Raw genomic sequence first — 25,188 nt, 5'->3', positions numbered from 1 at the left:
GCGCGGCTAGTGGGGTGACGATTAATTTGAGTGCGGTGATTCTAAAGGCTTGTCATTCCTGCGCAGGCAGGAATCTACTTGAGGCTTGGTACGCGCTTTGAGAAGACCCCTGCCTACGCAGGCGCGCGGCTAGTGGAGTGACGACCATTTTGAACACGATGGTTAGTAAAATATTCCCTCTAATACCCACGCTCAAAATCAATCACGTTCTGCAATTGAAACCCATCTCGCCAACGCAGATAGTTCTCAGCGAAAATATCCACCACCTGCTCAGGGAAACTAATGGCCGCGATATGAGGAGTGACGGTCACATTTGGGTTGCTCCAGTAAGGGCACTCTTGTGAGATGGGCTCATCGATAAACACATCCAAAAAGGCATGAACCAGATGGCCGCGCTCCAGCGCTTGGAGCAGAGCATTACCGTCCACGGTTTGACCTCGCCCGACATTGAAAAACAGTGCATGGCGACAGGCAGAGAACAAACGCTCATCAAATAGACCATCGGTGGTTGGCGTATTCGGAAGTGTATTGACAATAATGTCTGCGCTTTCAAGGGCTTTCGCCGCTTCATTGATATGGTAGGTTTCGGCAAACGCACTTTGTCTAGGCGGAATGCCGGTACGATTAACACCAATAGGAACAATGCCAAGTGCTTTCACTGTATTGGCCAAGTGGCTACCAATGGCACCTGTGCCAAAAATGACCATGCGCTTGCCGATCATGGACTGATAAGTGTGAGGCTGCCAATCACGTTTTTGTTGCTGCTGCTTGTAAAGGTCGAAATGACGAAAATAGCCAATTGAATAACCAAGTACGTACTCGCTGATCTGTTGGCCGAAAATCCCTTTAACATTGGTCAGCTTGTAGTCTTTACGAAGCGACTCGCCGAGCAATGCATCGATACCTGCATAGGTCGACTGAACCCACTCTATCTTGTTGGCTTCATCGAGTTTCGTTGCCAACTTCGGTGGGGCGGCGAGCAAGATGGTAGCCTCGTCAAGTTGGCTAGTGAACGTTAAGTCTGGCAACTGTTTGCTTTCAAGGAGCTTTCGGTAGTGGTCATTGTTGTCCGTCACAAGTGCTAAGCGATGCTTTTGCGTCGTCATTTCTGGCTATTCCCTATCCGTTTGGTTACACTTCCGCAGACTATATTCACTACGGCAGAGCGACCATGTTAAAGAACCCTATTCAGGTACGTATCGAAAAATTTGAGCCTTGGCAGCATATCACTTTTATGACCTGTTTGTGCGAGCGTATGTACCCCAACTACGCTATGTTCTGTGAGCAGACCGAGTTTGCTGAAGCACGCGTATACCGCAATATTTTGGATGCGGTATGGGAACTGCTGACGGTGAAAACCGCTAAAATCAACTTCGAAAAGCAGCTTGAGAAGCTAGAAGAGGTCATTCCAAACTCGGAAGATTTCGATATCTACGGCGTCTATCCAGCAATTGATGCATGCTTTGCCTTGTCGACTCTACTGCATGGTTTGCTCGATCGCGATTACTTACTGGAATCAACGCTTAAGATCAGTCAACAGTCTGTCGCGACTGTGGCTCAGCTTGAGCAAGCAGAAACCGGTGTGGAAATCACCAATGAGAACCAAAAAGAAAACGAAGCTGTGTGTGAAGAGTGGGATGTTCAGTGGGCTATTTTCCGTCCACTACGTGATTGCACTGAGCGTGATATAGAGCTGATTAAAGATCTTCGCCTTGAGCTTAAGGAAGAGGGAGTCAGTAACATTGGTGTAAGTATCTAGCGTACGCCTTCAGGATAGAAAAGTGCGTTCTCAGGTAAGTTTTCCACGACCAGCCTGAGAACGACCAAACTAAACTCAATACCTTCTCGTCTTAATCAAAAAAACTGGTCTTGCCAAACAAGGTGATGTCGTAGCCGATATCAAAAGGGTAATCAAACACAGAGATGTACTGATTAGGCTGTTTTGTCTCTAGCAGCAGCCCGACTATTAACAGCTGATTATCATAAAACGTATCGGCATACAGTGCTTGATTATCGGTGGCCACTGCAGGTTTTACCTCTCTCTGACTAATAAATAGCGTGTAAATCTCCGATCCTCGTTTACCCCAAAGCATGGTCTTATTAATGACCCTCCCGCTGGCTTTATTTTCGATATACACAGACAACACGCCCGAGCGGCATTTGCCTTTTTGCAAGTTGAGCTCACCATCATGAGTAAACCTATAGCTACATCCCAAGCCATTAACGAAGGGGTACAATAGCCAAACAACAGAAACCATTAGCAGCAAAGCAACGGAGCATTTTGATGTCGCTATTGTTCGCAGGTTTGCCATAGCATTGGTAGGGCGCATTCAGTATTCCTTACTATTCGAAGCTAAAATCTCGGTTCAGTGCTCAATTGGGACCAAGCGAATAATGCCATCTTCATCAGAAGTATCCCGAAAATACACCACATGACCCTCCGTCTCTTTAGAGAGGGCGTGTACCGTGTTATCTGGCAGAGAGAATGAGCCGACTAAAGTGGTGTTGCCACGCTTATAGGTGTGCATACTTGGCTTTATCGATGACACGTAAAAAATCACTAAAGCACAAAACAACAAGGCGGCATAAAGTGCCATTAAAGGCACCTTTTTTACTAACTTAAACCGAGTTGGTGTCGCAACTGTGTCATTGGGTGAAGGGCATTCTTCGACTGGCTGAGCGGTTAGTTCAGAAGAGCTGGCGTCATTGTCACTAGCGCTGGCTGAACTTACGTTCACGCTGACAAAAGGCACGTCATTGGTGATCAAAATGACATTAGGGTCTAACCGAAAACCAATAGTTGGAACGGTTTCTAAGCACATCACTAAGCCAACTTTATCCAACGCTGTCCGAATATTTCGGATGGCGACATTGAGCGAATTAGCGACAACAATCTTGCCAGGCCAGCCAACGTCCAATAACTGTTGCTTGGTTAATGGGTGCCCTTGAGCATTGCAAAGAGCTTCTAGGATAAGTCGCTCACTGTTGTTTAATTTGGCGATAGTAAGCCCATCTTCCGCCAGGTGACCACTATTCGGGTTCAAGGTTATATTTGTGGTTGGTGTCATGATTTAGCTTCTTTTACTTGGGGACAGACACTCGGCTTCATAATAATCTAAGCCCGACATATCGATATAGCTGTCTTCAATAATGTTTACGTCACAGCTGAGCATAGGAACACTTAGGTGTTCCTCATTTTTGTCAAATGCCGCAATAAATACACGGCCATCACTGTCAAAGTAGCTACTAATCGGGGCATCATTACTATAAAGCTTAGTTCCTAATGAAACCTCTTGCCTCAGCTTAAGCATGGTGTCGCGCCCTTTTTTAACGTGATAAGTGACTAAGGTGAGAGCGCCTTCACTTGGAATCGTATTTGCGACGGTATTGTCAAGGTAGACTCCATCAGGAATCGACTTGGATTCTACTGAAACTCGATTTTGACTGTACGAATAGGCTGAAGGGATGAGCGCAAAGCCATCCGCGTTTGTTTTACCGGCATTTCTTATTTTTAACCCTTCCACATCGTCAACTCTGACCAATATATTGGTGTCGGAGAGACGCCGAGTTGGAAGCACGGTATTTTCAGCAACGACCAAGCCACCTTTTACGGTGCCTCTAACCTGTGAACCCGATTGAGAGTTTGAGTATTGCAGAGAATAATCGTTATATTCACTATTGCTTGATAAAGACAAACCATGCCCAACAATGCCCTTCTCATCATCGAAACGCAGAGAGCCTGATACGGAGCTACTGTCGCCGAACCGCATACCACTAGACAACGAGGTACTGGCAGGGCGACCACTGCTGTGTGAGCGAGATAAGCTTACGCGCGATTTTCCCCAGTTGAGCGGCATCGAAAAATTCATCGAGAGGCGATTGTCGACGGCAAAGTCATTCTGATTACTCTCTTTAGAATAGGCTTTTAGTGCGCTAACGGAGTATCGATAGTGTTCATTACCAAATGAGTATCCTAAGCCAAAGCTTTGGAATTGTGCTTTGTCTGATCCTCCCAGAGACTGAAACAGACTGACGCTTCCAAGTTGAAAGGGCAGGCCGCTACTCGCTGACGTAGAAAACTGATAGCCTTTTCTAACCATATCGGCAATATGACTACTATTGATATCTCGGTACCCATTTCCCAAAAAATGACTCAGAGAGGTCTGAAAATTCAGCGACCAGAATGGCAAGCTTTTGGTTAAGCTTGAATTGATTTTAGTTCCCGACTGACCCGTTGGTAGGTAAGTAGAATGTGCAGCCGATAGGCGAACACCACCCAATAGGTCGAAATTCATCGTACTAGCCACAGATAGGTTGCTATAGTCGCGCTCGACGAAAAGCCCAGTAGTTAAAGATTGAGTATCCGTCAGACCATAGACCAACTCTCCTCCTAAAAAGGCGTGTGAGTTGGTTCGTTGTAGCCCTGTAAATAAGCTATGTTCGCTAGTGCCTTGCTTTAGGACACTGAGTACCAATTGACTAGGAACTGAAAAAACCGCTTCACGTCCATCTTCTTCTTTAATGCTGACCACGAAATCACTATTGGAGCGAATGTTCATATCGTTAATAGTAAATTCGCCGGCCGCCACGTATTCAGTGTGAATCAGTTCGTTGTCTTGATAAACACGCACTTCGGCATTCGTTTCTGCATTGGCACGAATGGTTGTGGTGTCCGTCATTTGCCCTGATTGATACAAACGGCTATTACTGCTCAAGCTAACGCCTTGCATATCGACCGCCCCCATGACTGCTGTGCTTTGACTTAGTTCACCAAACATAAACTTGCTGCGTAGTGAAGGAATGTTGGTATATCCATAGAGATATCCATTGGACACTGTCGTCTCTTGATTCATCATAGAAGCCGAGAGGCTGCTCTTGAAGCGAAACCGTCCCACATTGAATTGTGGGCTTGCTGAACCGTAAGCTCTGTAGTTATCGTCAAACTTAGTCGTCATTCCAGCCGAATATGGCAACATTAATGCTGTGATACCATCATCATAATGAGTCAGAGCATACTGTTTTTCTGACAGCAAAAATCTGGAAGGAATGTTCATGGCTATTTCGAAACTGCCAAAATCAATATCCAAGCCAATTTCGCTGCTTAGCACACATGCGCCTTGTGTTAAGTTGATATCCGGTTTAATGCCGAACTCACTTAATTGTTGTTCTGAGAAGCATGGCGTGCTTTCTCCTTGCTCATTGCTGTAGAAGAGAATGGATTCAAAATACGTTCGCCTTTTATTGACGGTAATTTTAAAGTCGTAGTTACCATCAGGGATGTGATTAACCAAGCTGCCGAGAGAGGCATCTTTAGAGATGCCATTAAGGAGAGAAAGATCAAAACCTCCCGCAAAAGATAGTAAGGGAGCAGTCAGAATGAACAGAATTAAGGAACGTAACATGGGTAATATATCTATAGCGAGCGTTTATCTTTAGCAAGTAACCCAATGTCGTCGATGTAATTTAATTCAAAAGAATTGTTGGGGTTAAAATTGCTACGTTTAGTAAATGTAATCTCCTGATAAGGGGCGATCATTTGTACTACCATCGTCTCTTCTTTTCTTTGTTCAATAGAGATGAGCGTGATGTGTAATGGAGACTCGTTTTTTACTGCAAAATCATCACCTTGTTTGTTAATTACGAGTTTCTTTACTGCGTCTGCCATGGTTAGAGTTGCAATAGATTTCGGTCTGATAAATAACTTGTAATGCATATCCATGCCAGCAACGACATCTGATGGAGTGTCTGACTGCTCTTTTATAGAGACAGCACTAAGAGTCCGATATGTTTCTACTTCATTAGAGTCCATTACTGATTCTAAATTATAGATTCTGAATCCTGAACGACTATCTGATTTAGATAAAATGATATTTGGTGTTATTATTGGCAGCCTCTCTTCATCAAAATTGTCATTTAATATGGAAAGCTGTACTAACGTGGCAGAATCTGAGTTGTTAACGATTTCACCTTGAAAGTGTTTATTCCCTTCAATATAAACAACCCTAGCTCCGGGAATAGCAATGGCATAGCAAATACTTGGTAGTATCAACATAAGTAATATGTATTTTTTCATTTTCACATCTCTATATCTTTGGAGTATATAAATACTCCAAAGATAGGAATTAAATAAGTTTTATTGAATCTTTGCAGTAAAAGACATCACTTTATCGACTTTTTTATCTGCCGTGTGATTCCAAATAGCGTACTTTCTATGGTCAATATGCATAATCGTTGTTAATGTAAGAGTGTTATCTTTAGCAAAGTCTTTCAGTCGGTGCCATTCTGATTTTTCTCCTGCTTTTACAATCTTATAGCCATTCTCAATCTTGACTTTTTTATTGCCATCAATAGATGCTGTAATCTCGCTGTCTTGTTTCTTGATAACCGTTGTAAACCAGACACCAATATCGTCCCCTAGTGCATACCAAGTCTGACCATTTTCTTTCCAATAGGCATTTTCAACGGGCCAGGCGAATTTCCCTTCTTCTGCACTTTTTCCTTTCATTGATGTATTTTCAATATTAAAAAACGCCATTTCACAGCCATTACCAGTTAATTGTAATCCTGTTTCTCGAGTATCAATAGTATTGTCTTCTCCGTTATTGAGTGTCACATCGCCAAAATTAACATCAAATCCGGAACCACTATCAAAATCAAATGAACAAATAGCTCCTTCATACTGAACATTTGCAGTGATGTTTAATTCAATGTCTTTACTTTCCTCGTTTCGAGTATTTATTTTGTCGTGAGAACCATATAAATCTTCTTTGAACGCATATTGGTCTACAGCCATTGCTGATGATGTACTTAGCACTAGTACAAGGCCAACACTGCTAGCTAGAGTTTGTTTTTTTAGGTTGAAAGTCATAAGTTATTTTCCAGATTAAATAGTTTGTTAATTGAGATGAGTTAAATATGAATGTCAGTGTGTTCTGATTCGAGATGGAATTTATTGTTTTTTTGGAACCCAGTTAACTAATAAATGATTATAAAAAATAAAAAGCTAGCTATATCAGTTGTTTATAATTTCTATTGTATTTTTATACAGCACTAATTCTTGTTGATGTTGAGCTTTTCGCCAGCTGTAGAGCCTATTGCACTAAAATAAACAAACTTGAGAGAGAAACTACTGAAAGTTAAATATTAGGATTTGGTATTAGTTTGTGGTTTGATATGAGAGGTTTTTCAACAATTGGATTAGTTGTTGGTTGGCGGATTTATTTGAAAGATGCTTCTAAAGTTGATAAATAAAAAGAAGTCAATGACTTTTTAAGAAAGAGTGCTAAGCGAAGTGTTTCTTCAGCACTCTATGGGGTTTATCTTCACGAAAGTGTTGGTCAACTATCTAAAACTTCGTACTTTGGTGACTAAAGAGGGAATTGTTTGGAACATCTCTCTTACGTCTGAAACATATTGTGCAGGAACATAAATTGCGCAGATTCGCATTATGCTAATACCACCGATACTAACGGGATGTGAGGTAAACTTAGCACGCAGCGGGACAAATGAGTCTAAACCGATTAGTACTTCATAGTTGTCCTCGCTGAGTAACCCGAGTTTGGCATAATGATTAAGACATTCGTGGTAGTTGCGAGTGTAATGAAGGCTAACCCCTTGGCTTATGGGTTGATTGCGATACAAGTTGTTAAATGTATTACCCCTTTCTCCAGATTTTAATCCGTCGGCTCGATGGAACCAAGGGGTACAGTCTATATCCTCAGCCGATAATAACGCTTGGAATTTTACCAACCCTTCTAAAGCGCTTGAATTAGTGCCATGAACAAAATGTACGCCTAATTGCTCCATATCCTCTAATTGAAGATCTCTTTTGGTAAGTTTAAGTGGAGGTAGAAAAGAGGCTTTATTTCTAAACATGATGTTTTCCTTAACAGTGAATGTTCGAAAGTGATGCGTTGAGAATTCATTATTGGTATTAGTTAAGGGGGTAAGTAAAAGAATAAGTCCTAATAAAAAATAAAAACGATATAAATCATTGGGTAACCATATTGATAATTAGGTAGTTTAAAACGGTGTTTTGACGGTTTACTATCATTTCAGCAATTCGTTGGTGTACAAGGTGGGAGGATTTTGGGTTCATACAAAGTCAAATAGTTCGTTATAATCTCTCAGCAGCAGTTGCTATTAATAGAGAGCAAAATGAAGACCAAATTGATCACGCGTGAAGGCTACAACAAACTGAAACAAGAACATGATTACCTCTGGAACGAGCGACGTCCTGAAGTCACTAAGATAGTGACGTGGGCGGCGAGTTTAGGTGATCGCTCTGAAAACGCAGACTATACCTTCAATAAGCGTTTGCTTCGCCAAATCGATCGCCGTGTTCGCTTTCTGCGCAAGTTCTTACCTGAGGTCACCATCGTTGATTATTCACCTCAACAAGAAGGGAAGGTCTTTTTCGGTGCCTGGGTGGAGATTGAGAATGAAGAAGGTGAAACCATGCATTTTCGGATTGTAGGTCCCGAAGAGATTTACGGTGATGCAAAAGGCTATATATCGATTGATTCTCCGATGGCGAGGGCGCTGCTAAAAAAACAAGTGGATGATGAGGTAGTGGTGAAGACTCCTCAAGGAGATAAGGAGTGGTTTATTAACTCCATCACTTACCAACAGCATTCTGAATAAATAGAGCGACTTGAGCTCCTAAAGTGGTATGTCTTTGAGAGCTCAAATTGCGTGCTGTGATTTATAACAGAGCTAACTCGTCCGTTTTGTGTGTGGGAGCTGAGCGGCGGTCTCGTTGCACTTTTTGATGATGGCTTAGTAACGATAACACTCGCCCTTCATCGTGTATTTGTTCAAAGAATGGGTTGGCATCGAGTGCGGTTAAATCACATTCAAAGATACTTAGCTCACCAACTTGGCGTTTCTCAGGAATATAAATATCAGACATCAAGGTTTTCGCGTAAGGCTTGATGGCGGTAACGAAGATTTTTTTCCCTTCAAATAACTGGCAAGCATGTCGATGAATCTGGCGATGAAGTGGTTTGTCCTGGGCTAAGTAGCTAAGCAAGCAGCCTTGGCCGCTGGAATCTTTGCCATAGACAATATGACCGACCATCGCCTGTTGATGCAAAGCGACCACCACATTCACTTCTTTTACCGACATAGCACTGATTAGGTCTTGAAAACTGATATTGCGGTAGTGCTGCTGGGCGTACTCTATTTGTTCGCGATAGAGAGTAGGCAGTTGCGTCCAAGAGTAGCTGACGAACTTTTCGATTGAGCAGGGATAGACGGGTTCATTGCCGATAAAGAACTCATCGTACTTTGCTACGCCTTGTATGAGTCGCCGCTCTTCTTGGCTGTAGCGATAGGGCAGTTGGAAAAAGGCAGCCACACCAGCGCGACGCATTAGAGAGGGCTGTCCATTGCCGTGCTCCCATTTACTGAGCATAGGTTGGTTGACCCCTTGAAAAGCCCGATGAGACAAGCTGAGCGCTTCAACGAGTTCTAGTTGAGACAGGCCATTGACGCTGCGCCAGTACTTAAGTGCGGTGGCAAAATTGTCACGGGAAAATTGTGGCTCCCATTGGGACGATATGGTCATAACCCTCTCCTTGATGTATCGAGACCAGAGACGTTACTTAGGGTATATGAGAGCGGCGCTTTGGGCTGTGAAAACCCTATTACGAAGCGTTACAAAGCGTTAGCGAACGCGAGAATTATGACGCTTTGGTTAATCATGTTTCAGAACAAAAAGTCTGGCAACATACAATAAACACCATTCATATCACACAGAATGGTATCGAAGGCAGCTAATATAGACCATAATTAATAAACGCTAACAATTCTCTGCACAACTTTTGTCCAAGGAATGTTACATTTACCGCTGAACCTTTGGTTTGCTTCATAAAATAGCAAGTTGAGGGTGTGAATTGCTTTTTAGTGGTGGAATCGAATATGCAAGAAAATCACAAGATTTTAGTTGTTGATGACGATGCACGTCTCCGTGCATTGCTAGAGCGTTACTTATCAGAGCAAGGATTCCAAGTACGCAGTGTTGCTAACAGTGAGCAGATGGACCGCCTGTTAACCCGAGAAAACTTTCATTTGATGGTATTGGATTTAATGCTACCAGGTGAAGATGGCCTGTCGATTTGTCGTCGTTTACGTAACGCCAACAACATGTTGCCGATTCTAATGCTGACAGCGAAAGGCGATGAAGTAGACCGTATCGTTGGCCTTGAGGTCGGTGCGGATGACTACTTACCAAAACCGTTTAACCCGCGTGAGCTATTAGCTCGTATTAAAGCGGTGTTGCGCCGCCAAACCATCGAAGCGCCAGGTGCGCCAAGTCAAGAAGAGTCTGTGGTCGAATTCGGTGACTTCCGACTAAACCTTGGTACTCGTGAGATGTTCCGTGGTGAAGAGGCTATGCCTCTGACGTCTGGTGAGTTTGCAGTGCTTAAAGCATTGGTCACCAACGCACGTGAGCCAATGTCGCGTGATAAGCTGATGAACATGGCTCGTGGCCGTGAGTACTCAGCGATGGAGCGTTCCATTGACGTGCAAATTTCTCGCTTGCGTCGTATGTTAGAAATCGACCCGAGTAAGCCTCGCTACATTCAAACTGTGTGGGGTCTAGGTTATGTCTTCGTGCCGGACGGTAAAGAAGCATAATTGATTGATAAGGCTCTGGATGGATTCAGAGCCTTTTTTGTTTATTATCCTGTCTCGATCTTCGCTCCAAAGGAAACCTTATGCGCTTTCGTAGCTCCTTCACCCAATCTATCCTGTTGTTTTTCTCTCTGTTAGTTGCCAGCCAAGTTTTCTCATACTACGCCGTGTACAACTATGCGTTGCTGCCGAGCTTGCAGCAGTTCAACAAGATCTTGGCTCACGAGTTGGTGTTTTTCTTAGAAGATACGGAAGATGTCGATGGGCAAATTGAAATGGATGCGCCTTTGCGTAGGCAGGTGTTAGCTCAGTTGGGCGTGACCATTCATGCGGATGATGGTCCTATGGCAAGTGAGTTTAACCATGCGTTGCCTATCGACTTGATGAGCGAAGAGATGAGCGACGAGCTACAAACCGAGACTGAGGTTCGTCTGATACTTGGTGAGGAGAGCTATATTCTATGGATGCAAATCGCCGCGCTACCAAACTCCCTGATCCGTATCCCGCTCTCTGAGCTGCAAGAAGAAGACTTTGCACCGCTGTTTCGCAATAGCTTAATTATGGCGCTGCTTGTCCTTGCTGGTGGCTGGCTGTTTATTCGCTTGCAAAACCGGCCACTGACGGCTCTGGAAAATGCGGCGAAGCTAGTAGGGCAAGGAGAAATCCCACCGCCACTGCCAGAAAAAGGGGCGTCGGAGATCCGCTCAGTCACTCGAGCCTTTAACCAAATGGCGAAAGGCATTCAAGAGCTTGAGCAAGATCGCACGCTATTAATGGCCGGTATCAGTCATGATATCCGTACGCCGCTGACACGTATTCGCCTTGCTACAGAGATGATGTCGCCAGAAGACAGCTACTTGGCGGAAGGCATTATCAGTGATACTGAAGAATGTAACGAAATCATCAGCCAGTTTATGGACTATCTGAAACCCGTTAACACTCAGTCGTTCGAACCGCTTAGCCTGAATGATATTTCGTCGGATATTGTCTCGTCTGAAGGGGGGTATGAGATCCAAATCGATTTTGATCCTATGGCGCGTATCAAAGACATCGAAGGGAGTCCTATCGCCATCAAACGTGCCATTACTAACCTGGTGGTGAATGCCGTGCGTTACGGGAATGGCTGGGTGAAGGTGACGACAGGTATGACCGCTGATAACAAACTGGCGTGGGTGACGGTGGAAGATAATGGTCCGGGTATCGAGCCAGATCAAATCAGCCGTCTATTCGAACCTTTTACACGTGGTGACACTGCTCGAGGCAGTGAAGGTACAGGGCTGGGGCTGGCGATTGTTAAGCGCATTATTAGCCAGCATCACGGCTCGGTGAGTATCTCGAATCGCAGTGAAGGCGGCTTGAAGGCGCAGGTGAGTTTTCCTGCGGTGAAGAATGGGAAGGGTATGGTTCCTAGAGTCTAGGAACCGCTTTCATTACGCTTTGGCGTAAAACTCTCTATCACCTAACCAGCGGTCGATAATCTTCTTAGCGTTGTCCGGATATTGTTCATGAACATGACGGGCAATGCGCTGCACCTCTGGTACTAAGCGCTGGTCACGAACTAAGTCGGCGATCTTAAAGTCAGCCAAGCCGGTTTGTTTGGTACCAAGCAACTCGCCAGGGCCTCGAATCTCTAAATCTTTCTGAGCAATGACAAAGCCGTCATTGCTTTCTCTTAGCACGCCTAAGCGCTTCTGAGCGGTTTTAGACAGTGGAGAGTGATACAACAGCACACAGTGACTTGCAACGCTGCCACGTCCCACACGGCCGCGCAGCTGGTGTAGCTGTGCCAAACCAAGGCGCTCTGGGTTTTCGATGATCATCAAGCTGGAGTTAGGCACATCCACCCCGACCTCAATCACTGTGGTAGCAACCAAAAGATGCAGCTCGTTGTTTTTAAAACGCTGCATCACATCTTGTTTCTCCGCCGGCTTCATGCGGCCATGTACCAAGCCAATCTTAAGATCGGGGAGTTTGCGTTGTAGGTCTTCGGCGGTATCCGCGGCGGCTTGCGCTTCAAGCACTTCAGACTCATCAATCAAGGTGCACACCCAATATGCCTGTTTGCCTTCATGAAGGCAGGCATTTTTGACGCGTTCAATCACATCATCACGCTTGGTATCGGGAATAGCGACCGTTTGAATCGGGGTTCGCCCCGGCGGCAGTTCGTCAATGACTGAGGTTTCTAAATCTGCATAGGCGGTCATCGCCAGCGTTCTAGGAATCGGCGTGGCCGTCATGATCAACTGGTGCGGGTAGAAGCCTTGCTTAGCGCCTTTCGCACGCAGCTCGAGTCGCTGGTGGACACCAAAGCGGTGCTGCTCATCAATGATAACGAGTGCCAAGTTGTTAAACTCGACCGATTCCTGAAACAGCGCATGGGTGCCGACAACCATTTGTGCTTCACCACTGGCAATGCGTGCGAGCTCAGCTTCTTTCGCTTTGCCTTTCTGCTTACCAGACAGCCAGCCTACTTGAATGCCCATCGACTCAAACCAGCCAGCAAAGTTAATCGCATGCTGCTCAGCGAGCAATTCGGTAGGTGCCATCATGGCCACTTGATAGCCATGCTCAATCGCGCGCACCGCAGCCAAGGCTGCGACTAGGGTTTTACCCGATCCCACATCTCCCTGTACTAAGCGCATCATAGGGATAGGTTTTTGCAGGTCGGTTTCAATTTCTTGAACCACGCGAGATTGAGCGCCCGTTGGTGAGAAAGGGAGTTGCTCCAAAAGCTTTTGTTTAAGCGTTTGTACCGGATCTAGTGCAATCGCAGCATCTTGCTGACCTTTACTGCGCACGGCGAGCATCGACAAGTTCTGCGCCATGAGCTCTTCAATGATCAAGCGCTGCTGAGCCGGGTGTTTGCCTTCATCAAAATCGTCGAGGTTAATGTTCGGCGGCGGGCGGTGAATAATGTGTAGCGCTTGGCTAAGCGTCATTTGCTGGTTGTACAAGCCACTTGGCAGTAGCTCATCAACAGCGGCACCATCCATGAGCTCTAGCGCTTGGTCGGTTAAACTCTTCAGAGTCAGTTGTCTCAAGCCTTCAGTTGTCGGGTAGACGGGCGTCAGAGTTTGCTCGAGCTTTGGCGTTTTCCCCTCTGCATGAAACTTGTATTCAGGATGGATGATTTCAAGGCCGTGATTGCCGCGCTTCACTTCACCATAGGCAACAACAACACGCCCCTCGGAGAAGTTATTCTTCATCGCCGCTGTGAAGTTGAAAAAGCGTAGGGTAATGGTGCCATTGCCATCACTGACTTTCACAGTCAGCATTTTACGACGGCCAAAGGCGACATCACTACTCATCACTTTACCCTGCACTGACCCCCAAAGACCCGGGTGCAGTTTGACGATAGGGTAGATACGTGTGCGGTCTTCATAGCGATGAGGCAAGTGAAACAGCAGATCTTGCACCGTGTGCAATCCTACCTTTTCAAGTTTCTCTGCGACTTTTGCCCCTACGCCAGTAAGCGAAGTTAAAGGAATTGCCGACAGTAACTGAGCCATATTCACCATCCATCAGAGTGTTAGATGGGAATATTCAAGCATTTAACTGTCTTTTTGTACAGTTTTATACAAGGGGTGACGGCTAATTTGAATGCGGTGGTTCTAAAGGTTCGTCATTCTACTGGCCGTGCGCCTACGTAGGCAGGAATCTAGCTGAGGCTTGGTGCGCGCTTTGAGTAGACCCCTGCCTGCGCAGGGGTGACGGCTAATTTGAATGCGGTGATGTTAAAGGTTCGTCATTCCTGCGCAGGCAGGAATCTTGCTGAGGCTTGGTGCGCGCTTTTAGTAGACCCCTGCCTGCGCAGGGGTGACGATTAATTTGAATGCGGTGGTTCTATAGGTTCGTCATTCCACTGGCCGTGCGCCTACGCAGGCAGGAATCTAGCTGAGGCTTGGTGCGCGCTTTGAGTAGACCTCTGCCTACGCAGGGGTGACGGCTAATTTGATTGCGGTGGTTCTAAAGGTTCGTCATTCCACTGGCCGTGCGCCTACGTAGGCAGGAATCTAGCTGAGGCTTGGTGCGCGCTTTTAGTAGACCCCTGTCTACGCAGGGGTGACGGCTAATTTGAATGCGGTGGTTCTAAAGGTTCGTCATTCCACTGGCCGTGCGCCTACGCAGGCAGGAATCTTGCTGAGGCTTGGTGCGCGTTTTGAGTAGGCCCCTGCTTGCGCAGGGGTGACGATCATTTTGGGTGTGATGACTCTATAGGTTCGTCATTCCACTGGCCGTGCGCCTACGTAGGCAGGAATCTTGCTGAGGCTTGGTGCGCGTTTTGAGTAGGCCCCTGCCTGCGCAAGGGTGACGATCATTTTGGATGTGGGGTCTTCACGGTACATGTGTCAATTATAAAGAATCATACAAGTCCGCCCAATCAGGATTGATACTCTTAATAAGATTCTCTTTCCATTCACGCTTCCACTTCTTTACCTGCTTTTCTCGTTCAATTGCAGAATACATTGATTGATGAAGTTCAAAAAAGACCAACTTGTGAACGTGGTACTTTTTAGTAAAACCATCAACAACACCGATTTTGTGTTGCCAAACTCTTTGCTCGAGTTGAGAGGTGACACCAACATACAAAACTTTATGGTTGTTGGAAGACAATATGTAGACACATGCTCGCTTCATAGAAGTTGCTCAAATAGCAGAAGCTTACCACTTGAGTATTTTCGGATTGCGAGTAACTTCAAACGGGTGAGAAAACCAGTCTTAACTCAAACTTTGCTACTTCTTCTGCATCTCTTTCCACCATGACTCATCCGCCACAATCTGACCTTCATCATCCAGCGGTGGGTAAGGCATGTTCTTCTTCTTAGCGACTTTGGCGAGAACCGGGTGGCCGCGTTCGAATAAGATACGATGGATGGTTTCTTCTGGCAGAACACTGGTATCGCGATCGTACATACCTGCGAGTTGACGCTGTCGTTGTGCTTCGAACAGAATGAGTGCGCTAGCAACCGAGACATTGAGCGACTGCACCATACCGACCATGGGAATAATGATGTCCTGATCCGCTTCACCGAGCGCACTTTGAGTAATACCGTTCTTCTCGCCACCAAGGATGATTGCGGTAGGTTTGGTGTAATCGATGTCGCGAAAATCGACTGCAGAATCGGACAGGTTGGTCGCAAGAACTTGCATGCCTTGTGATTTGAGCTCACGAATCGCACCGGTTACCGTATCGTGCGTCTCTACTTCCACCCAGTTTCGTGCGCCGGCTGAGGTATGGCTTAAGGTGCGCATCTTCTCATCTGGCCAAACAGCATGGACTTTGTGGACGCCGGCCGCGTCGGCAGTGCGAATCACCGCAGAGACATTGTTTGGCTTGTGTACTTGCTCGAGCAGTAAAGTAAGGTCGGGTTGGCGTGCCTTGAGCACTTCCTGAATTCGATTGTAGCGTTCTAAATTCATTGGGATGTTCCAAATAAAACGGGCTCGATATTCATCGAACCCGTATTAAATCAAAGGCTGTGCTAGTTCTTGCGACGTCGGACGCGAAGCGCGTGTGGCATCACGCGAATACGCTTCATAATGCCAGCAAGGTGTACGCGATCTTTAGTCGTTAGCAACACGGTCACCGTATACAAACGGCCATCACGCTCCTCGGTTGAGATACCGTGAATGTTAGACCCTGTTTTGGCAATCACATTGGTCAGCTCAGCCAGCGCACCTTGGTGGTTTTGTAGATCGACTTTCAGCTCAGCAGTAAACTCCTGCTCGAAGTTGTCGCTCCACTCAACAGCCATGTACTTATCCGGCTCTTTTTGGTGACCACGAACGTTTGGACACGTCTCGCGGTGAACCACAAGGCCACGACCTGGTGACACATGCGCAATAATGTGATCGTCTGGGATCGGGTGACAGCAGTTGGCGAACGTCAGCAAAATACCTTCCGCGCCGCGGATTGGTAGCTTTTTGCCTGTCGTTGGTACCGAGCTGGTTTGCGTCAGTTCATCGGTATCACCTAACAGGCGACGCGCAATGACGATGCTCATTAACTCGCCCAAGCCGATATCAGCCAGCAAGTCATCCACAGAGTCGAGCTTAAGATCAGTCAGCACTTCATTGATGTTATCTGGGTAGATGGTATCAATAGAATGACGACCCAACGCATGGTTGAGTAAGCGGCGACCCAGCACGATGGACTCTTCACGGCGCATCGTCTTAAGGACCTGGCGGATCTTAGTGCGAGCACGGGATGTCACAACATAGTTTAGCCATGCAGCATTTGGACGAGCGCCCGGTGCACTGATGATCTCAACTGTTTGGCCGTTCTTAAGCGCTTTACTTAGCGGGTAAGGATTACGGTCAACACGAGCACCAACGCAGGTATTACCCACATCGGTATGAACTGCGTAAGCAAAGTCGACCGCGGTTGCGCCAAGTGGCAGCTCAACAATACGACCTTTTGGTGTGAACACGTAAATCTCATCTGGGAACAGATCGGATTTTACGTTTTCAATAAATTCAAATGAGTTACCGGCACTTTGCTGTAGCTCAAGCAGGCTTTGCATCCAGCGCTGCGCTTTAATTTGCGCCGTTGTGCCAGTGCGATCGCCATTGCCTTTGTATGCCCAGTGCGCCGCGACACCTTTATCCGCCATTTGATCCATATCTTCAGTACGGATTTGCACTTCAACCGGTACGCCGTGAGGGCCAACCATTGAGGTGTGCAGGGATTGGTAGCCGTTCGCTTTTGGTACCGCGATGTAATCTTTCATGCGGCCAGGACGAGGCTTGTACAGGCTGTGGACTTGACCAAGTACGCGATAACAAGTGTCTGCCGTGTCCACGATAACGCGGAAGGCATAGATATCCATGATGGTGTGGAAACGCTGCTCTTTGGTTTTCATCTTGTTGTAGATGGAGAACAGGTTCTTTTCACGACCCAAAACGCGACAGTTCAGACCGACTTCTTCAAGACGACCTTCAATTTCGCTGTGGATACGTTGGATCATTTCTTTACGGTTACCACGAGCAGCTTTCACCACTTCTTTTAGAACGCGATAACGGTTTGGATAGAGCGCTTCAAAACCCAGCTCTTCAAGCTCGGTCTTGATGTTGTGAATACCTAGACGGTGCGCAAGCGGCGCATAGATCTCTAGGGTTTCACGAGCGATACGACGTTTCTTGTCAGGACGAAGCGCACCCAATGTACGCATGTTATGAGTACGGTCACTGAGCTTAATCAAGATCACGCGGATGTCTTGCACCATGGCAAGCACCATCTTGCGGAAGTTCTCCGCTTGAGCTTCTTTGCGATCTCGGAATTTTAGCTTGTCGAGCTTAGAGACGCCGTCCACGAGTTCCGCGACGGTGTTGCCAAACTGTTCTTCTAGCTCTTCTTTGGTGACTTCCGTATCTTCAATAACATCATGCAACAGAGCTGCTTGAAGCGTTTCAATATCCAGACGCATTTCTGCGAGGATACGAGCAACCGCAACCGGGTGGATGATGTAAGGTTCACCGCTAGAGCGGGTCTGCCCTTCATGGGCATCTCTTGCTACCACATAAGATTGACGCAGAGCCTCAATTTGAGGCTCTGTTAGGTATTCTTGGGCAACGTCTTTAAGGCTATCGAATAGGTACAAATTATAGGCCCGAACGTCGATGGAACTCTGGTTGGATAGGTCGAATTAACGGTTGTGAGCGATGCTGCTTACTGCCGCTAGTTCTGCAGCTTCTTGCTCTTGCTGCTCTTGACGCTCGCGTGCGTCTAGTACTTCTTTTGTGATCAAACCTTCTTCGATTTCGCGTAGAGCGATAACCGTTGGCTTATCATTTTCTTCTGGCACTAGTGCATCTTTACCACCGATTTGCATCTGACGTGCGCGGCGAGCCGAAATAAGAACTAGGTCGAAACGGTTACCAACTTTTTCAACAGCGTCTTGAACAGTTACGCGTGCCATAAGAACTCCAATAGTTAACTAAATTTTTGATGACGAGAAAGTATACAGGCTATTACATTTAGATTCTAGATCACAAATGATCCGTTTAGCTACTGTTACTTGGGTTTTAATTGCGCGCTATCTTCGAAGTAGCACACTCGTCATCCCTTTGAAAAAGGGGATCTCGTGCGGCAAGTGACTCGCATTACTTGAGCGGAATACTCGCGGGCAAAGATCCTCACTTTCGTGAGGATGACGTTTTATTTTTTGAATTTGGTTTTTGCTAGAGGAGTCATTACTCTGCTAGTAACGCATCCAGCATGCCTTTATATTTCACCGCTTGCTTATCTTCCTTCAAACGCTCAGCACGCAAAATGGCTTTAAAATCAACCAGTGCGCCATCAAAGTCATCGTTGACGATAACATAATCGTACTCGCTGTAGTGTGACATTTCTGATTTTGCTTCGCTCATGCGCTTGGCAATCACTTCATCGCTGTCTTGGCCACGCACGTTTAAACGGCGCTCAAGTTCGCTGTTTGAAGGCGGTAGAATAAATACGCTTTTCGCTTGAGGCATTTGCTCGCGGATTTGGCGTGCACCTTGCCAGTCGATATCTAGGAAAACATCGATGCCTTTATCTAGGGTTTCTTCAATCCACAGGCGAGACGTGCCGTAGTAGTTACCGAATACTTCGGCATACTCTAGGAAAGCACCTTGCTCGATCAGTGATTCAAACTCTGATTTTTCAACAAAGTGGTAGTGCACACCGTCTTCTTCACCTGGGCGCATGCCACGAGTGGTGTGAGAAACTGAAACCTTCATTGCGTAGGTTGGGTTTTTTTCCAACATCGCCGAAATTAGGCTCGATTTACCAGCGCCGCTAGGAGCCGATACGATATAAAGGGTGCCTTTACCAATCATTTGTCAGTGTCCGCATTCTGGGTTGAAGGAATAGAAGCCGGTCAGTACCTTCTTCTATTTTAGATAACACACTGTCCGAAGTGCTGAAATTTCGGCCAGAAAAATGGAGGCGAAGAGTATCATAAACCTAGATGCAGACTCAACTGTCTTGTGGATAACTTGCTAAGCAGATTGCCGTGCGGTAGTGAGCCATTTCTCCAGTGTCGCGAGAAGCATTTTTGAGTTGATGGGTTTGGTGACGTAGTCATCCATCCCCACTTCCAAGCAGCGCTCGCGATCCCCTTGCATAGCATTGGCAGTCATGGCGATGATGGTGACATTGGGGTCAACTACTTTGCTCTCGGGCTTGCGAATCATAGTGGTGGCTTCAAAACCATCCATTACAGGCATTTGGCAGTCCATAAAAACAATGTCAAAGCTGCGCTCACGGAGGATATCGAGAGCTTGCTGACCATTTTCTACCACGTCGACGCTGACCTTAAATTTAGACAGTAGCGATTTGACCACCACTTGGTTGGTCTTCATATCATCGACAACCAACACGTGGGCATGAAACTCAGGTGCTTGCGTCGGCGAGTGCTTGGTAATAAACAGCATACTTTGATCATCGATACCATCAAGCGCGGCCACGCGAGACAAAATATCGAACAGCTCTGCTTGTTGTGTTGGTTTGGTGAGATAAGCGCTGAATCCGTTGTCCTTGACCAGTTTCATATCCCCTCGCTGTACTACAGAAGAGAGCATCACCAGCCTGGTTGAACGCAGATTGTGGTCGGCTTTGATGCTGCGCGCCAATTGGATGCCGTTAATCTGTGGCATCTCATAGTCAAGGATGGCAATAGAGTAGGGAGCGCCGTTGTCATACGCCTCAGAAAGCTTTGACATCGCTTGATGAGCAGAGCTGGCTTGCTGATATTCGATAGACCAGTTGGAAAGCAGTTGCCCCATCAGTTGCCGATTAATCGGGTTGTCATCCACTACTAAGATACGTTGCTGCTTGAGATCTCCCATAGGAGCATAGTGGACATCTTTGTCGGCGAGATGGGGCAGCGGCACTTCAAACCAGAAGGTTGACCCTTTGCCGAATTCGCTGTGAACGCCAATGTCACCCCCCATAAGTTCGACCAGCTTTTTGCTTATTGATAACCCTAAACCTGTACCGCCATATTTTCGGGTAGTCGAACTGTCAGCTTGGGTAAACTTATCAAACAGCTTGTCTTGATGCGCTTTCTCGATACCAATCCCTGAATCGACCACAGAGAATTTCACGCTGTCGATTTGCTCATCTTTTGGTTGGACAGAGACATAAACGGCTACTTGACCTTGCTCGGTGAATTTCACTGCGTTACCAATAAGGTTGACGAGGATTTGTCTAATGCGTCCCGGGTCGCCAATATGCCATTGGGACAGTACTGGGTTAGCAGGGCAGATTAACTCCAGTTTCTTTTGAGAGGCACCGAGGTAGAGCGTTGCGCCGATGTCTTCGATAAGTTCAACGAGGTTAAACTCGAGCTGCTCTAGGTCGATTTTGCCTGCTTCAAATTTAGAAAAATCCAGAATGTCATTGATGATTGCCAACAGAGACTCAGCGCTATCTCTTGAAGTTCGGGCAAGCTTGAACTGTTGCTCATCAAGTTCGGTATCGAGCAGCAGATCAGTCATACCAATCACCCCATTCATTGGAGTGCGGATTTCATGACTCATGGTAGAGAGAAACTCACTTTTTGCGCGCGCCGCCGAGCGTGCTTGTTCGGTTGCTTGTTGCAGTTGCTGGTTGTGCTTGAGCATCTGCTGCTCTTTGAGCGCTAGGGAGTTCGCCATATTGATAAAGCCGTTACTCAGACGGCTGATTTCATCATTTTGGTTAGAGTAGCGCTGCGGGAGTGATATTTTGTAGTCGCCTTGACCCACATGTTTGGTCGCGTCTAAAAGCGTTTCTAACCTCTGCACAAGCTGCCTAGACATCAGGAGTAATATCACCAAAAACGTAATAGCAAACGCAAGACCAATTGCACCAATCACTAAGTTCCGATTGGTATCGAGCACTGTGCGGGTCGCCCTTTGAAATATTTGCTGGTTTTGCTGCTCCAGAATGGCTTTGATGCGGTTAATACGCTCTGTCGCGAGAGGAAACCAGTATTCAGATGTGATAGCGCTGAGCGCTTTAGTGAGCTTACCTTCAGTAACAAACTCAGATTCAATCTTATTGATGTTCTGATGAACGTCCCAGTTGATAATGGGACTATAGAGCGACTCTGGAGCGCGCTGCTTCAGCAGTCGCAAATTCCAGTCGAAGCTTCGGATGTAAAAGCCAGTATCTATCATCTTATCGTTCGAGATAGTTTGCCCAGGTGCTGCAAAAATACCATTGAGAATGCCTCGGGATTGCCCAGCGCGTTCTTTGAGCCAAAGCAAGTGGACGTGATGCAATAAATCATCGACTAAGTCAGGGGATTCAATGGTGCTGATGGTGCCATCATAGATAGTCAATGCTTGCTCGATGAGTCCAGAGTAGTGTTTGAAGGAATACTCGCCTATACCATGATCAACGAACTCTCTCACCATGACGGTATGTTCAATGGCTCGAGCCAGCGACTGTTTCTGTTCACTGAAAATGAGCTCGATGTCTGGGTGCTCAATGGATAAGTTCCGCCATTGCTCGCTGGCTTTATCGGCTTGTTCTCTTGCTGTAATGAGTTTTTGTTTGGTGGCTTTATCTAGATTGGATTTATACCCTTCAGAGAGCCCGCGCTCGACTGCAAAATAGTGCGCAATGTTGTCGAGCGAATGAGCCACGTTGAGCAGTTCGATGGTTTCTTTTGCCTCCGCATTTCTGTCCATGAGTGATTGGATCACTTGATAGCTCATGGTCAGAACAACAACGAGTAACCCCAATACAATCAATGATGTTTTGGTTCTCAAGGTTAAATTACGTATTGCGGCTGACATGGATGCCCATCCTATATCTTGGCGTATTTCAGCAGTATAGGAGACGAATAGCCAGGTTCCGATGTTTGCGCTTTTTATGAATTCCATAGAGTAAAGGCGAGCAAACGTTTGCTTATTTATCAAGATGTTGTTTTATAAGGCTTTGAAACTGACTCGAAAAGTGTTGATTTATTCCTGTCAGCAATTAGAATTCGCGCCAATATTGCTGTCGCGCATACGTTTGCGTCGACGTGTTTTCTATCTTAAAAGGTACCACTGTGAGTGCAGAATTAGCGGGTCAGAGACAGACCAACCCTTCCTTTATCGAAGCGACCTTCAAGGTGAGTGAGCGCAAGTCTACGATTGGCACTGAGGTGTACGCAGGCTTTATTACCTTTCTAGCAATGAGCTACATCTTGGCGGTCAATCCGGCTATTTTGGGCGATATTCCTGGTATGGATCGCGGCGCAGTATTTACCGCAACGGCGCTGGCGGCCGCATTTGCGACGCTGATTATGGGTGTGTTTGGCAACTATCCTGTGATGCTTGCCCCTGGTATGAGCATGAACGGCTTTTTCAAAGGCATGCTGTTAAGTGGTTCGGTAGCGCTGGTTTGGCATGAGGCACTGCTTGGCATCTTTTTCTCAGGCATCATCTATTTGATTTTATCGATGAGTAAGATCCGTAAAGCGATGATTGAGTCGATTCCAGAAGACCTCAAGCTGGCGATTACGGTTTCACTCGGTTTGTTTATTGCGTTCTTGGGTCTTAAGAACGCAGGTATCATCGTTTCAAACCCAATCATTTTGGTGAGTATGGGCGATATTCTAAACCCTCAGGTCATGATCGCTTACATCAGTATTTTTATTGCGCTTGGTTGTATGGTTCGCGATATCAAGCTGGCGACATTTATCTCATTCATCTCCGCTATTATTTTGACTATCCTTGCCGACACGTTTATGGGCACGGCAAACGCACCACTTCCAGAACAGCTTGTGGCAATGCCACCAAGCATGGCTGGTAGCTTTGGTGCGATCTTTGATTTTTCTGGCCTAACGGCAGAGAAGATGTTCGACTTGCTGTTTATCGTTATTATCTTCTTGATTGTCGACTTCTTTGATGGATTGAGCACGATAGTGGGCGTGGGCCGCGATGCAGGCATCATCGACAAAGATGGCAAGGTGCCAAATGCGCGTTCAGCACTCGTCGCTGACGCAGGTGGTACTGTGATGGGTTCGCTGCTTGGCACAACGTCGGTAACGGCATTCTCTGAATCGGGCATCGCCTCTTCTCAAGGTGCGAGAACTGGTCTCGCGGCGGTTGTGGTAGCAGGCTTGTTCTTTGTGTCACTGTTCCTTTACCCGTTATTCTCCTTGTTCTCAGCGGCCATGGTGGCGCCAGCAATGGTGGTGGTAGGTATTTACATGATTGGCCGCTTAGGGGATATCAAGTGGGATAAAAAAGAGTCTCGCATTGCTGCCTTCTTTACCATCATGTTTACCGTGCTGAGCTTCTCTCCTGCAAACGGCATGGCAATGGGCTTTATTAGCTATGCGTTTAGTATGGTTGTGGCAGGTAAGGGCAAAGAGGTTCACCCGGTGATCTATGTGTTGTCGGCGCTGTTTATGACTTACTTGGTGTTGTTGTAGTCACTAATAATCGGAATACTACCCCCACAGCGCCGTCATTCCTGCGTAGGCAGAAATCTAATTGAGGCTTGGTGTGCGTGTTGAGTAGACCCCTGCTTGCGCAGGAGTGACAGCTATTTTAGTGCGGGAAATATTCAAGCAATAAAAAAGCAGGCATCAGCCTGCTTTTTTATCATTCAACAGAATTATTCAATATTCTGAATTTGCTCACGCATTTGCTCAATCAGCACTTTAAGCTCTACACCCGATGCGGTGATGTCGGTACTAATAGACTTAGACGCTAGGGTGTTAGACTCGCGGTTAAACTCTTGCATCATAAAATCAAGACGACGGCCAACGGCGCCACCTTTTTTCATAATGCTTTTGGTTTCTTTTACGTGAGAGTCTAGGCGGTCTAGTTCTTCTGCTACGTCAGATTTTTGCGCCAGAAGAATCAGCTCTTGCTCCACTCGAGAAGCATCTAGCTCGATTTTAGCTTCTTCAAATTTGCCTAGTAGACGTTCACGTTGCCATTCAATGATTTCTGGCATACGGGCACGAACTTTCACCACTTCTTCAGTAATTGCATCAAGACGCTGTACGATCAACGCTTTCATGTTGTCGCCTTCACGACCACGCGCTTCAATGAAATCCGTTAGTGCGCCTTCAAAACCATCTAATAGTGCTTTGTTGATGGTGTCCATATCTTGCTCTGGTGTTTCCATCACACCTGGCCACTGCATTACTTGGAATGGGTTGATGCGGCTGTCTTCGCCAGTCAGCGTCATGACTTGATTTGCTGCGCCAATCACTTGCTTAGCCAGTGTCTCATTGATGTTGAGTTCACCTTTCGCGGCTGGGTTTGCTTCAAAACGCAGATGACATTCAACTTTACCGCGCGCCAGGCGCTTACGAAAACGCTCACGAAGTACAGGCTCTAGACCACGGAACTGCTCTGGAAGACGGAAGTATGTTTCGAGATAACGTTGGTTTACAGAGCGGATTTCCCATACTGCGCTACCCCAGTCACCTTTGACCTCTTTGCGCGCGTACGCGGTCATGCTGTAGATCATGAAATGATTCCCTTGGATTCAATAAATGTGTTCAAACTGTTCTCATGTTAGCACAGCGGGGGAAGAGAAGTAATCTGGTGATTGGGGGCAGAGTAGAGAAC

At 46.4% G+C, this 25,188-nt stretch carries 21 protein-coding genes; 5 read left to right on the top strand and 16 right to left on the bottom strand.

Annotation, left to right across the window (positions count from 1 at the left end; translation table 11 throughout):
* Positions 1–179: 179 nt before the first annotated feature.
* A complete protein-coding gene (locus ACVA6Q_RS20375) occupies positions 180–1,106 on the bottom strand; it encodes a D-2-hydroxyacid dehydrogenase (RefSeq protein WP_446648756.1) in 927 nt (308 codons plus the stop codon).
* 65 nt (positions 1,107–1,171) lie between these two features.
* Between ACVA6Q_RS20375 and ACVA6Q_RS20370 the strand changes: the two genes are divergently transcribed.
* Entirely contained in the window at positions 1,172–1,759 is a 588-nt protein-coding gene (locus ACVA6Q_RS20370; protein ID WP_418641856.1) for a YjaG family protein, read from the top strand.
* A gap of 91 nt (positions 1,760–1,850) precedes the next feature.
* Here ACVA6Q_RS20370 and ACVA6Q_RS20365 read toward each other — a convergent pair whose 3' ends face one another.
* From ACVA6Q_RS20365 to ACVA6Q_RS20340, 6 genes are all read right to left on the bottom strand, one after another.
* Positions 1,851–2,330: a hypothetical protein gene (locus ACVA6Q_RS20365; protein ID WP_446648755.1), complete on the bottom strand. Its 480-nt coding sequence runs from the start codon at positions 2,328–2,330 to the stop codon at positions 1,851–1,853.
* Positions 2,331–2,366: 36 nt separating this feature from the next.
* Positions 2,367–3,068, bottom strand: coding sequence for a winged helix-turn-helix domain-containing protein (locus ACVA6Q_RS20360; protein WP_446648754.1), 702 nt, complete (start codon positions 3,066–3,068; stop codon positions 2,367–2,369).
* 3 nt (positions 3,069–3,071) lie between these two features.
* Positions 3,072–5,402 (bottom strand): fimbria/pilus outer membrane usher protein, encoded by a 2,331-nt coding sequence (locus ACVA6Q_RS20355; protein ID WP_446648753.1) that lies wholly within the window; start codon positions 5,400–5,402, stop codon positions 3,072–3,074.
* A gap of 11 nt (positions 5,403–5,413) precedes the next feature.
* The gene (locus ACVA6Q_RS20350; RefSeq protein WP_418641860.1) at positions 5,414–6,073 is read right to left on the bottom strand and encodes a fimbrial biogenesis chaperone; all 660 of its coding nucleotides are present in this window, start codon (positions 6,071–6,073) and stop codon (positions 5,414–5,416) included.
* Between the two features lie 60 nt (positions 6,074–6,133).
* Positions 6,134–6,868 carry a hypothetical protein gene (locus ACVA6Q_RS20345; RefSeq protein ID WP_446648752.1) on the bottom strand — a complete coding sequence of 245 codons (735 nt, stop codon included), beginning with the start codon at positions 6,866–6,868 and terminating at the stop codon, positions 6,134–6,136.
* A gap of 473 nt (positions 6,869–7,341) precedes the next feature.
* Positions 7,342–7,875, bottom strand: a complete 534-nt coding sequence (locus tag ACVA6Q_RS20340; RefSeq protein WP_446648751.1) for a hypothetical protein — start codon at positions 7,873–7,875, stop codon at positions 7,342–7,344.
* Positions 7,876–8,157: 282 nt separating this feature from the next.
* Between ACVA6Q_RS20340 and greB the strand changes: the two genes are divergently transcribed.
* On the top strand, positions 8,158–8,643 hold the full coding sequence (gene greB, locus ACVA6Q_RS20335; protein ID WP_006071280.1) for a transcription elongation factor GreB: 486 nt from the start codon (positions 8,158–8,160) through the stop codon (positions 8,641–8,643).
* 61 nt (positions 8,644–8,704) lie between these two features.
* Here the strand turns inward: greB and ACVA6Q_RS20330 are convergent, their stop codons facing one another.
* Positions 8,705–9,568: a helix-turn-helix domain-containing protein gene (locus tag ACVA6Q_RS20330; RefSeq protein ID WP_446648750.1), complete on the bottom strand. Its 864-nt coding sequence runs from the start codon at positions 9,566–9,568 to the stop codon at positions 8,705–8,707.
* A gap of 353 nt (positions 9,569–9,921) precedes the next feature.
* Between ACVA6Q_RS20330 and ompR the strand changes: the two genes are divergently transcribed.
* The gene (ompR, locus tag ACVA6Q_RS20325) at positions 9,922–10,641 is read left to right on the top strand and encodes an osmolarity response regulator transcription factor OmpR (protein ID WP_006071277.1); all 720 of its coding nucleotides are present in this window, start codon (positions 9,922–9,924) and stop codon (positions 10,639–10,641) included.
* Between the two features lie 80 nt (positions 10,642–10,721).
* The gene (envZ, locus tag ACVA6Q_RS20320) at positions 10,722–12,056 is read left to right on the top strand and encodes a two-component system sensor histidine kinase EnvZ (RefSeq protein ID WP_446648749.1); all 1,335 of its coding nucleotides are present in this window, start codon (positions 10,722–10,724) and stop codon (positions 12,054–12,056) included.
* 12 nt (positions 12,057–12,068) lie between these two features.
* On the opposite strand, the gene recG is transcribed toward envZ, so the two are convergent.
* The 7 genes from recG to ACVA6Q_RS20285 all read right to left on the bottom strand — a co-directional run bounded on the left by recG (position 12,069) and on the right by ACVA6Q_RS20285 (position 22,407).
* Entirely contained in the window at positions 12,069–14,147 is a 2,079-nt protein-coding gene (gene recG, locus ACVA6Q_RS20315) for an ATP-dependent DNA helicase RecG (protein WP_446648748.1), read from the bottom strand.
* 844 nt (positions 14,148–14,991) lie between these two features.
* Positions 14,992–15,276 (bottom strand): GIY-YIG nuclease family protein, encoded by a 285-nt coding sequence (locus ACVA6Q_RS20310; protein WP_418641865.1) that lies wholly within the window; start codon positions 15,274–15,276, stop codon positions 14,992–14,994.
* A 96-nt stretch (positions 15,277–15,372) separates the two neighbouring features.
* The gene (gene trmH / locus ACVA6Q_RS20305; RefSeq protein ID WP_446648747.1) at positions 15,373–16,059 is read right to left on the bottom strand and encodes a tRNA (guanosine(18)-2'-O)-methyltransferase TrmH; all 687 of its coding nucleotides are present in this window, start codon (positions 16,057–16,059) and stop codon (positions 15,373–15,375) included.
* 62 nt (positions 16,060–16,121) lie between these two features.
* Positions 16,122–18,239: a bifunctional GTP diphosphokinase/guanosine-3',5'-bis pyrophosphate 3'-pyrophosphohydrolase gene (gene spoT / locus ACVA6Q_RS20300; protein WP_353497607.1), complete on the bottom strand. Its 2,118-nt coding sequence runs from the start codon at positions 18,237–18,239 to the stop codon at positions 16,122–16,124.
* A 45-nt stretch (positions 18,240–18,284) separates the two neighbouring features.
* A complete protein-coding gene (gene rpoZ / locus ACVA6Q_RS20295) occupies positions 18,285–18,557 on the bottom strand; it encodes a DNA-directed RNA polymerase subunit omega (RefSeq protein ID WP_006071268.1) in 273 nt (90 codons plus the stop codon).
* A gap of 274 nt (positions 18,558–18,831) precedes the next feature.
* A complete protein-coding gene (gene gmk / locus ACVA6Q_RS20290; protein ID WP_446648763.1) occupies positions 18,832–19,455 on the bottom strand; it encodes a guanylate kinase in 624 nt (207 codons plus the stop codon).
* 165 nt (positions 19,456–19,620) lie between these two features.
* Positions 19,621–22,407, bottom strand: coding sequence for a response regulator (locus tag ACVA6Q_RS20285; RefSeq protein WP_446648746.1), 2,787 nt, complete (start codon positions 22,405–22,407; stop codon positions 19,621–19,623).
* A 257-nt stretch (positions 22,408–22,664) separates the two neighbouring features.
* On the opposite strand from ACVA6Q_RS20285, the gene ACVA6Q_RS20280 reads away from it, so the two are divergent.
* The gene (locus ACVA6Q_RS20280; RefSeq protein WP_446648745.1) at positions 22,665–24,035 is read left to right on the top strand and encodes an NCS2 family permease; all 1,371 of its coding nucleotides are present in this window, start codon (positions 22,665–22,667) and stop codon (positions 24,033–24,035) included.
* A 185-nt stretch (positions 24,036–24,220) separates the two neighbouring features.
* Here the strand turns inward: ACVA6Q_RS20280 and ACVA6Q_RS20275 are convergent, their stop codons facing one another.
* Positions 24,221–25,087, bottom strand: a complete 867-nt coding sequence (locus ACVA6Q_RS20275; RefSeq protein WP_446648744.1) for a YicC/YloC family endoribonuclease — start codon at positions 25,085–25,087, stop codon at positions 24,221–24,223.
* Between the last annotated feature and the right edge of the window lie 101 nt (positions 25,088–25,188).

It is taken from the genome of Vibrio sp. DNB22_10_4 (assembly GCF_052879755.1).
The sequence above is the reverse complement of the archived record's forward strand: the minus strand, read 5'-3'. Positions and strand labels throughout refer to the sequence as shown.

What these genes read in the sequence shown, in the direction of transcription:
- ACVA6Q_RS20340 (WP_446648751.1), bottom strand. Translation starts at nt 7,875, where the DNA reads ATGTTTAGAAATAAAGCCTCTTTTCTACCTCCACTTAAACTTACCAAA.
- ACVA6Q_RS20330 (WP_446648750.1), bottom strand. Translation starts at nt 9,568, where the DNA reads ATGACCATATCGTCCCAATGGGAGCCACAATTTTCCCGTGACAATTTT.
- ACVA6Q_RS20285 (WP_446648746.1), bottom strand. Translation starts at nt 22,407, where the DNA reads ATGTCAGCCGCAATACGTAATTTAACCTTGAGAACCAAAACATCATTG.
- ACVA6Q_RS20365 (WP_446648755.1), bottom strand. Translation starts at nt 2,330, where the DNA reads ATGCGCCCTACCAATGCTATGGCAAACCTGCGAACAATAGCGACATCA.
- recG (WP_446648748.1), bottom strand. Translation starts at nt 14,147, where the DNA reads ATGGCTCAGTTACTGTCGGCAATTCCTTTAACTTCGCTTACTGGCGTA.
- rpoZ (WP_006071268.1), bottom strand. Translation starts at nt 18,557, where the DNA reads ATGGCACGCGTAACTGTTCAAGACGCTGTTGAAAAAGTTGGTAACCGT.
- ACVA6Q_RS20360 (WP_446648754.1), bottom strand. Translation starts at nt 3,068, where the DNA reads ATGACACCAACCACAAATATAACCTTGAACCCGAATAGTGGTCACCTG.
- envZ (WP_446648749.1), top strand. Translation starts at nt 10,722, where the DNA reads ATGCGCTTTCGTAGCTCCTTCACCCAATCTATCCTGTTGTTTTTCTCT.
- trmH (WP_446648747.1), bottom strand. Translation starts at nt 16,059, where the DNA reads ATGAATTTAGAACGCTACAATCGAATTCAGGAAGTGCTCAAGGCACGC.
- ACVA6Q_RS20350 (WP_418641860.1), bottom strand. Translation starts at nt 6,073, where the DNA reads ATGAAAAAATACATATTACTTATGTTGATACTACCAAGTATTTGCTAT.
- ACVA6Q_RS20275 (WP_446648744.1), bottom strand. Translation starts at nt 25,087, where the DNA reads ATGATCTACAGCATGACCGCGTACGCGCGCAAAGAGGTCAAAGGTGAC.
- ompR (WP_006071277.1), top strand. Translation starts at nt 9,922, where the DNA reads ATGCAAGAAAATCACAAGATTTTAGTTGTTGATGACGATGCACGTCTC.
- greB (WP_006071280.1), top strand. Translation starts at nt 8,158, where the DNA reads ATGAAGACCAAATTGATCACGCGTGAAGGCTACAACAAACTGAAACAA.
- ACVA6Q_RS20370 (WP_418641856.1), top strand. Translation starts at nt 1,172, where the DNA reads ATGTTAAAGAACCCTATTCAGGTACGTATCGAAAAATTTGAGCCTTGG.
- ACVA6Q_RS20375 (WP_446648756.1), bottom strand. Translation starts at nt 1,106, where the DNA reads ATGACGACGCAAAAGCATCGCTTAGCACTTGTGACGGACAACAATGAC.
- ACVA6Q_RS20345 (WP_446648752.1), bottom strand. Translation starts at nt 6,868, where the DNA reads ATGACTTTCAACCTAAAAAAACAAACTCTAGCTAGCAGTGTTGGCCTT.
- ACVA6Q_RS20355 (WP_446648753.1), bottom strand. Translation starts at nt 5,402, where the DNA reads ATGTTACGTTCCTTAATTCTGTTCATTCTGACTGCTCCCTTACTATCT.
- ACVA6Q_RS20310 (WP_418641865.1), bottom strand. Translation starts at nt 15,276, where the DNA reads ATGAAGCGAGCATGTGTCTACATATTGTCTTCCAACAACCATAAAGTT.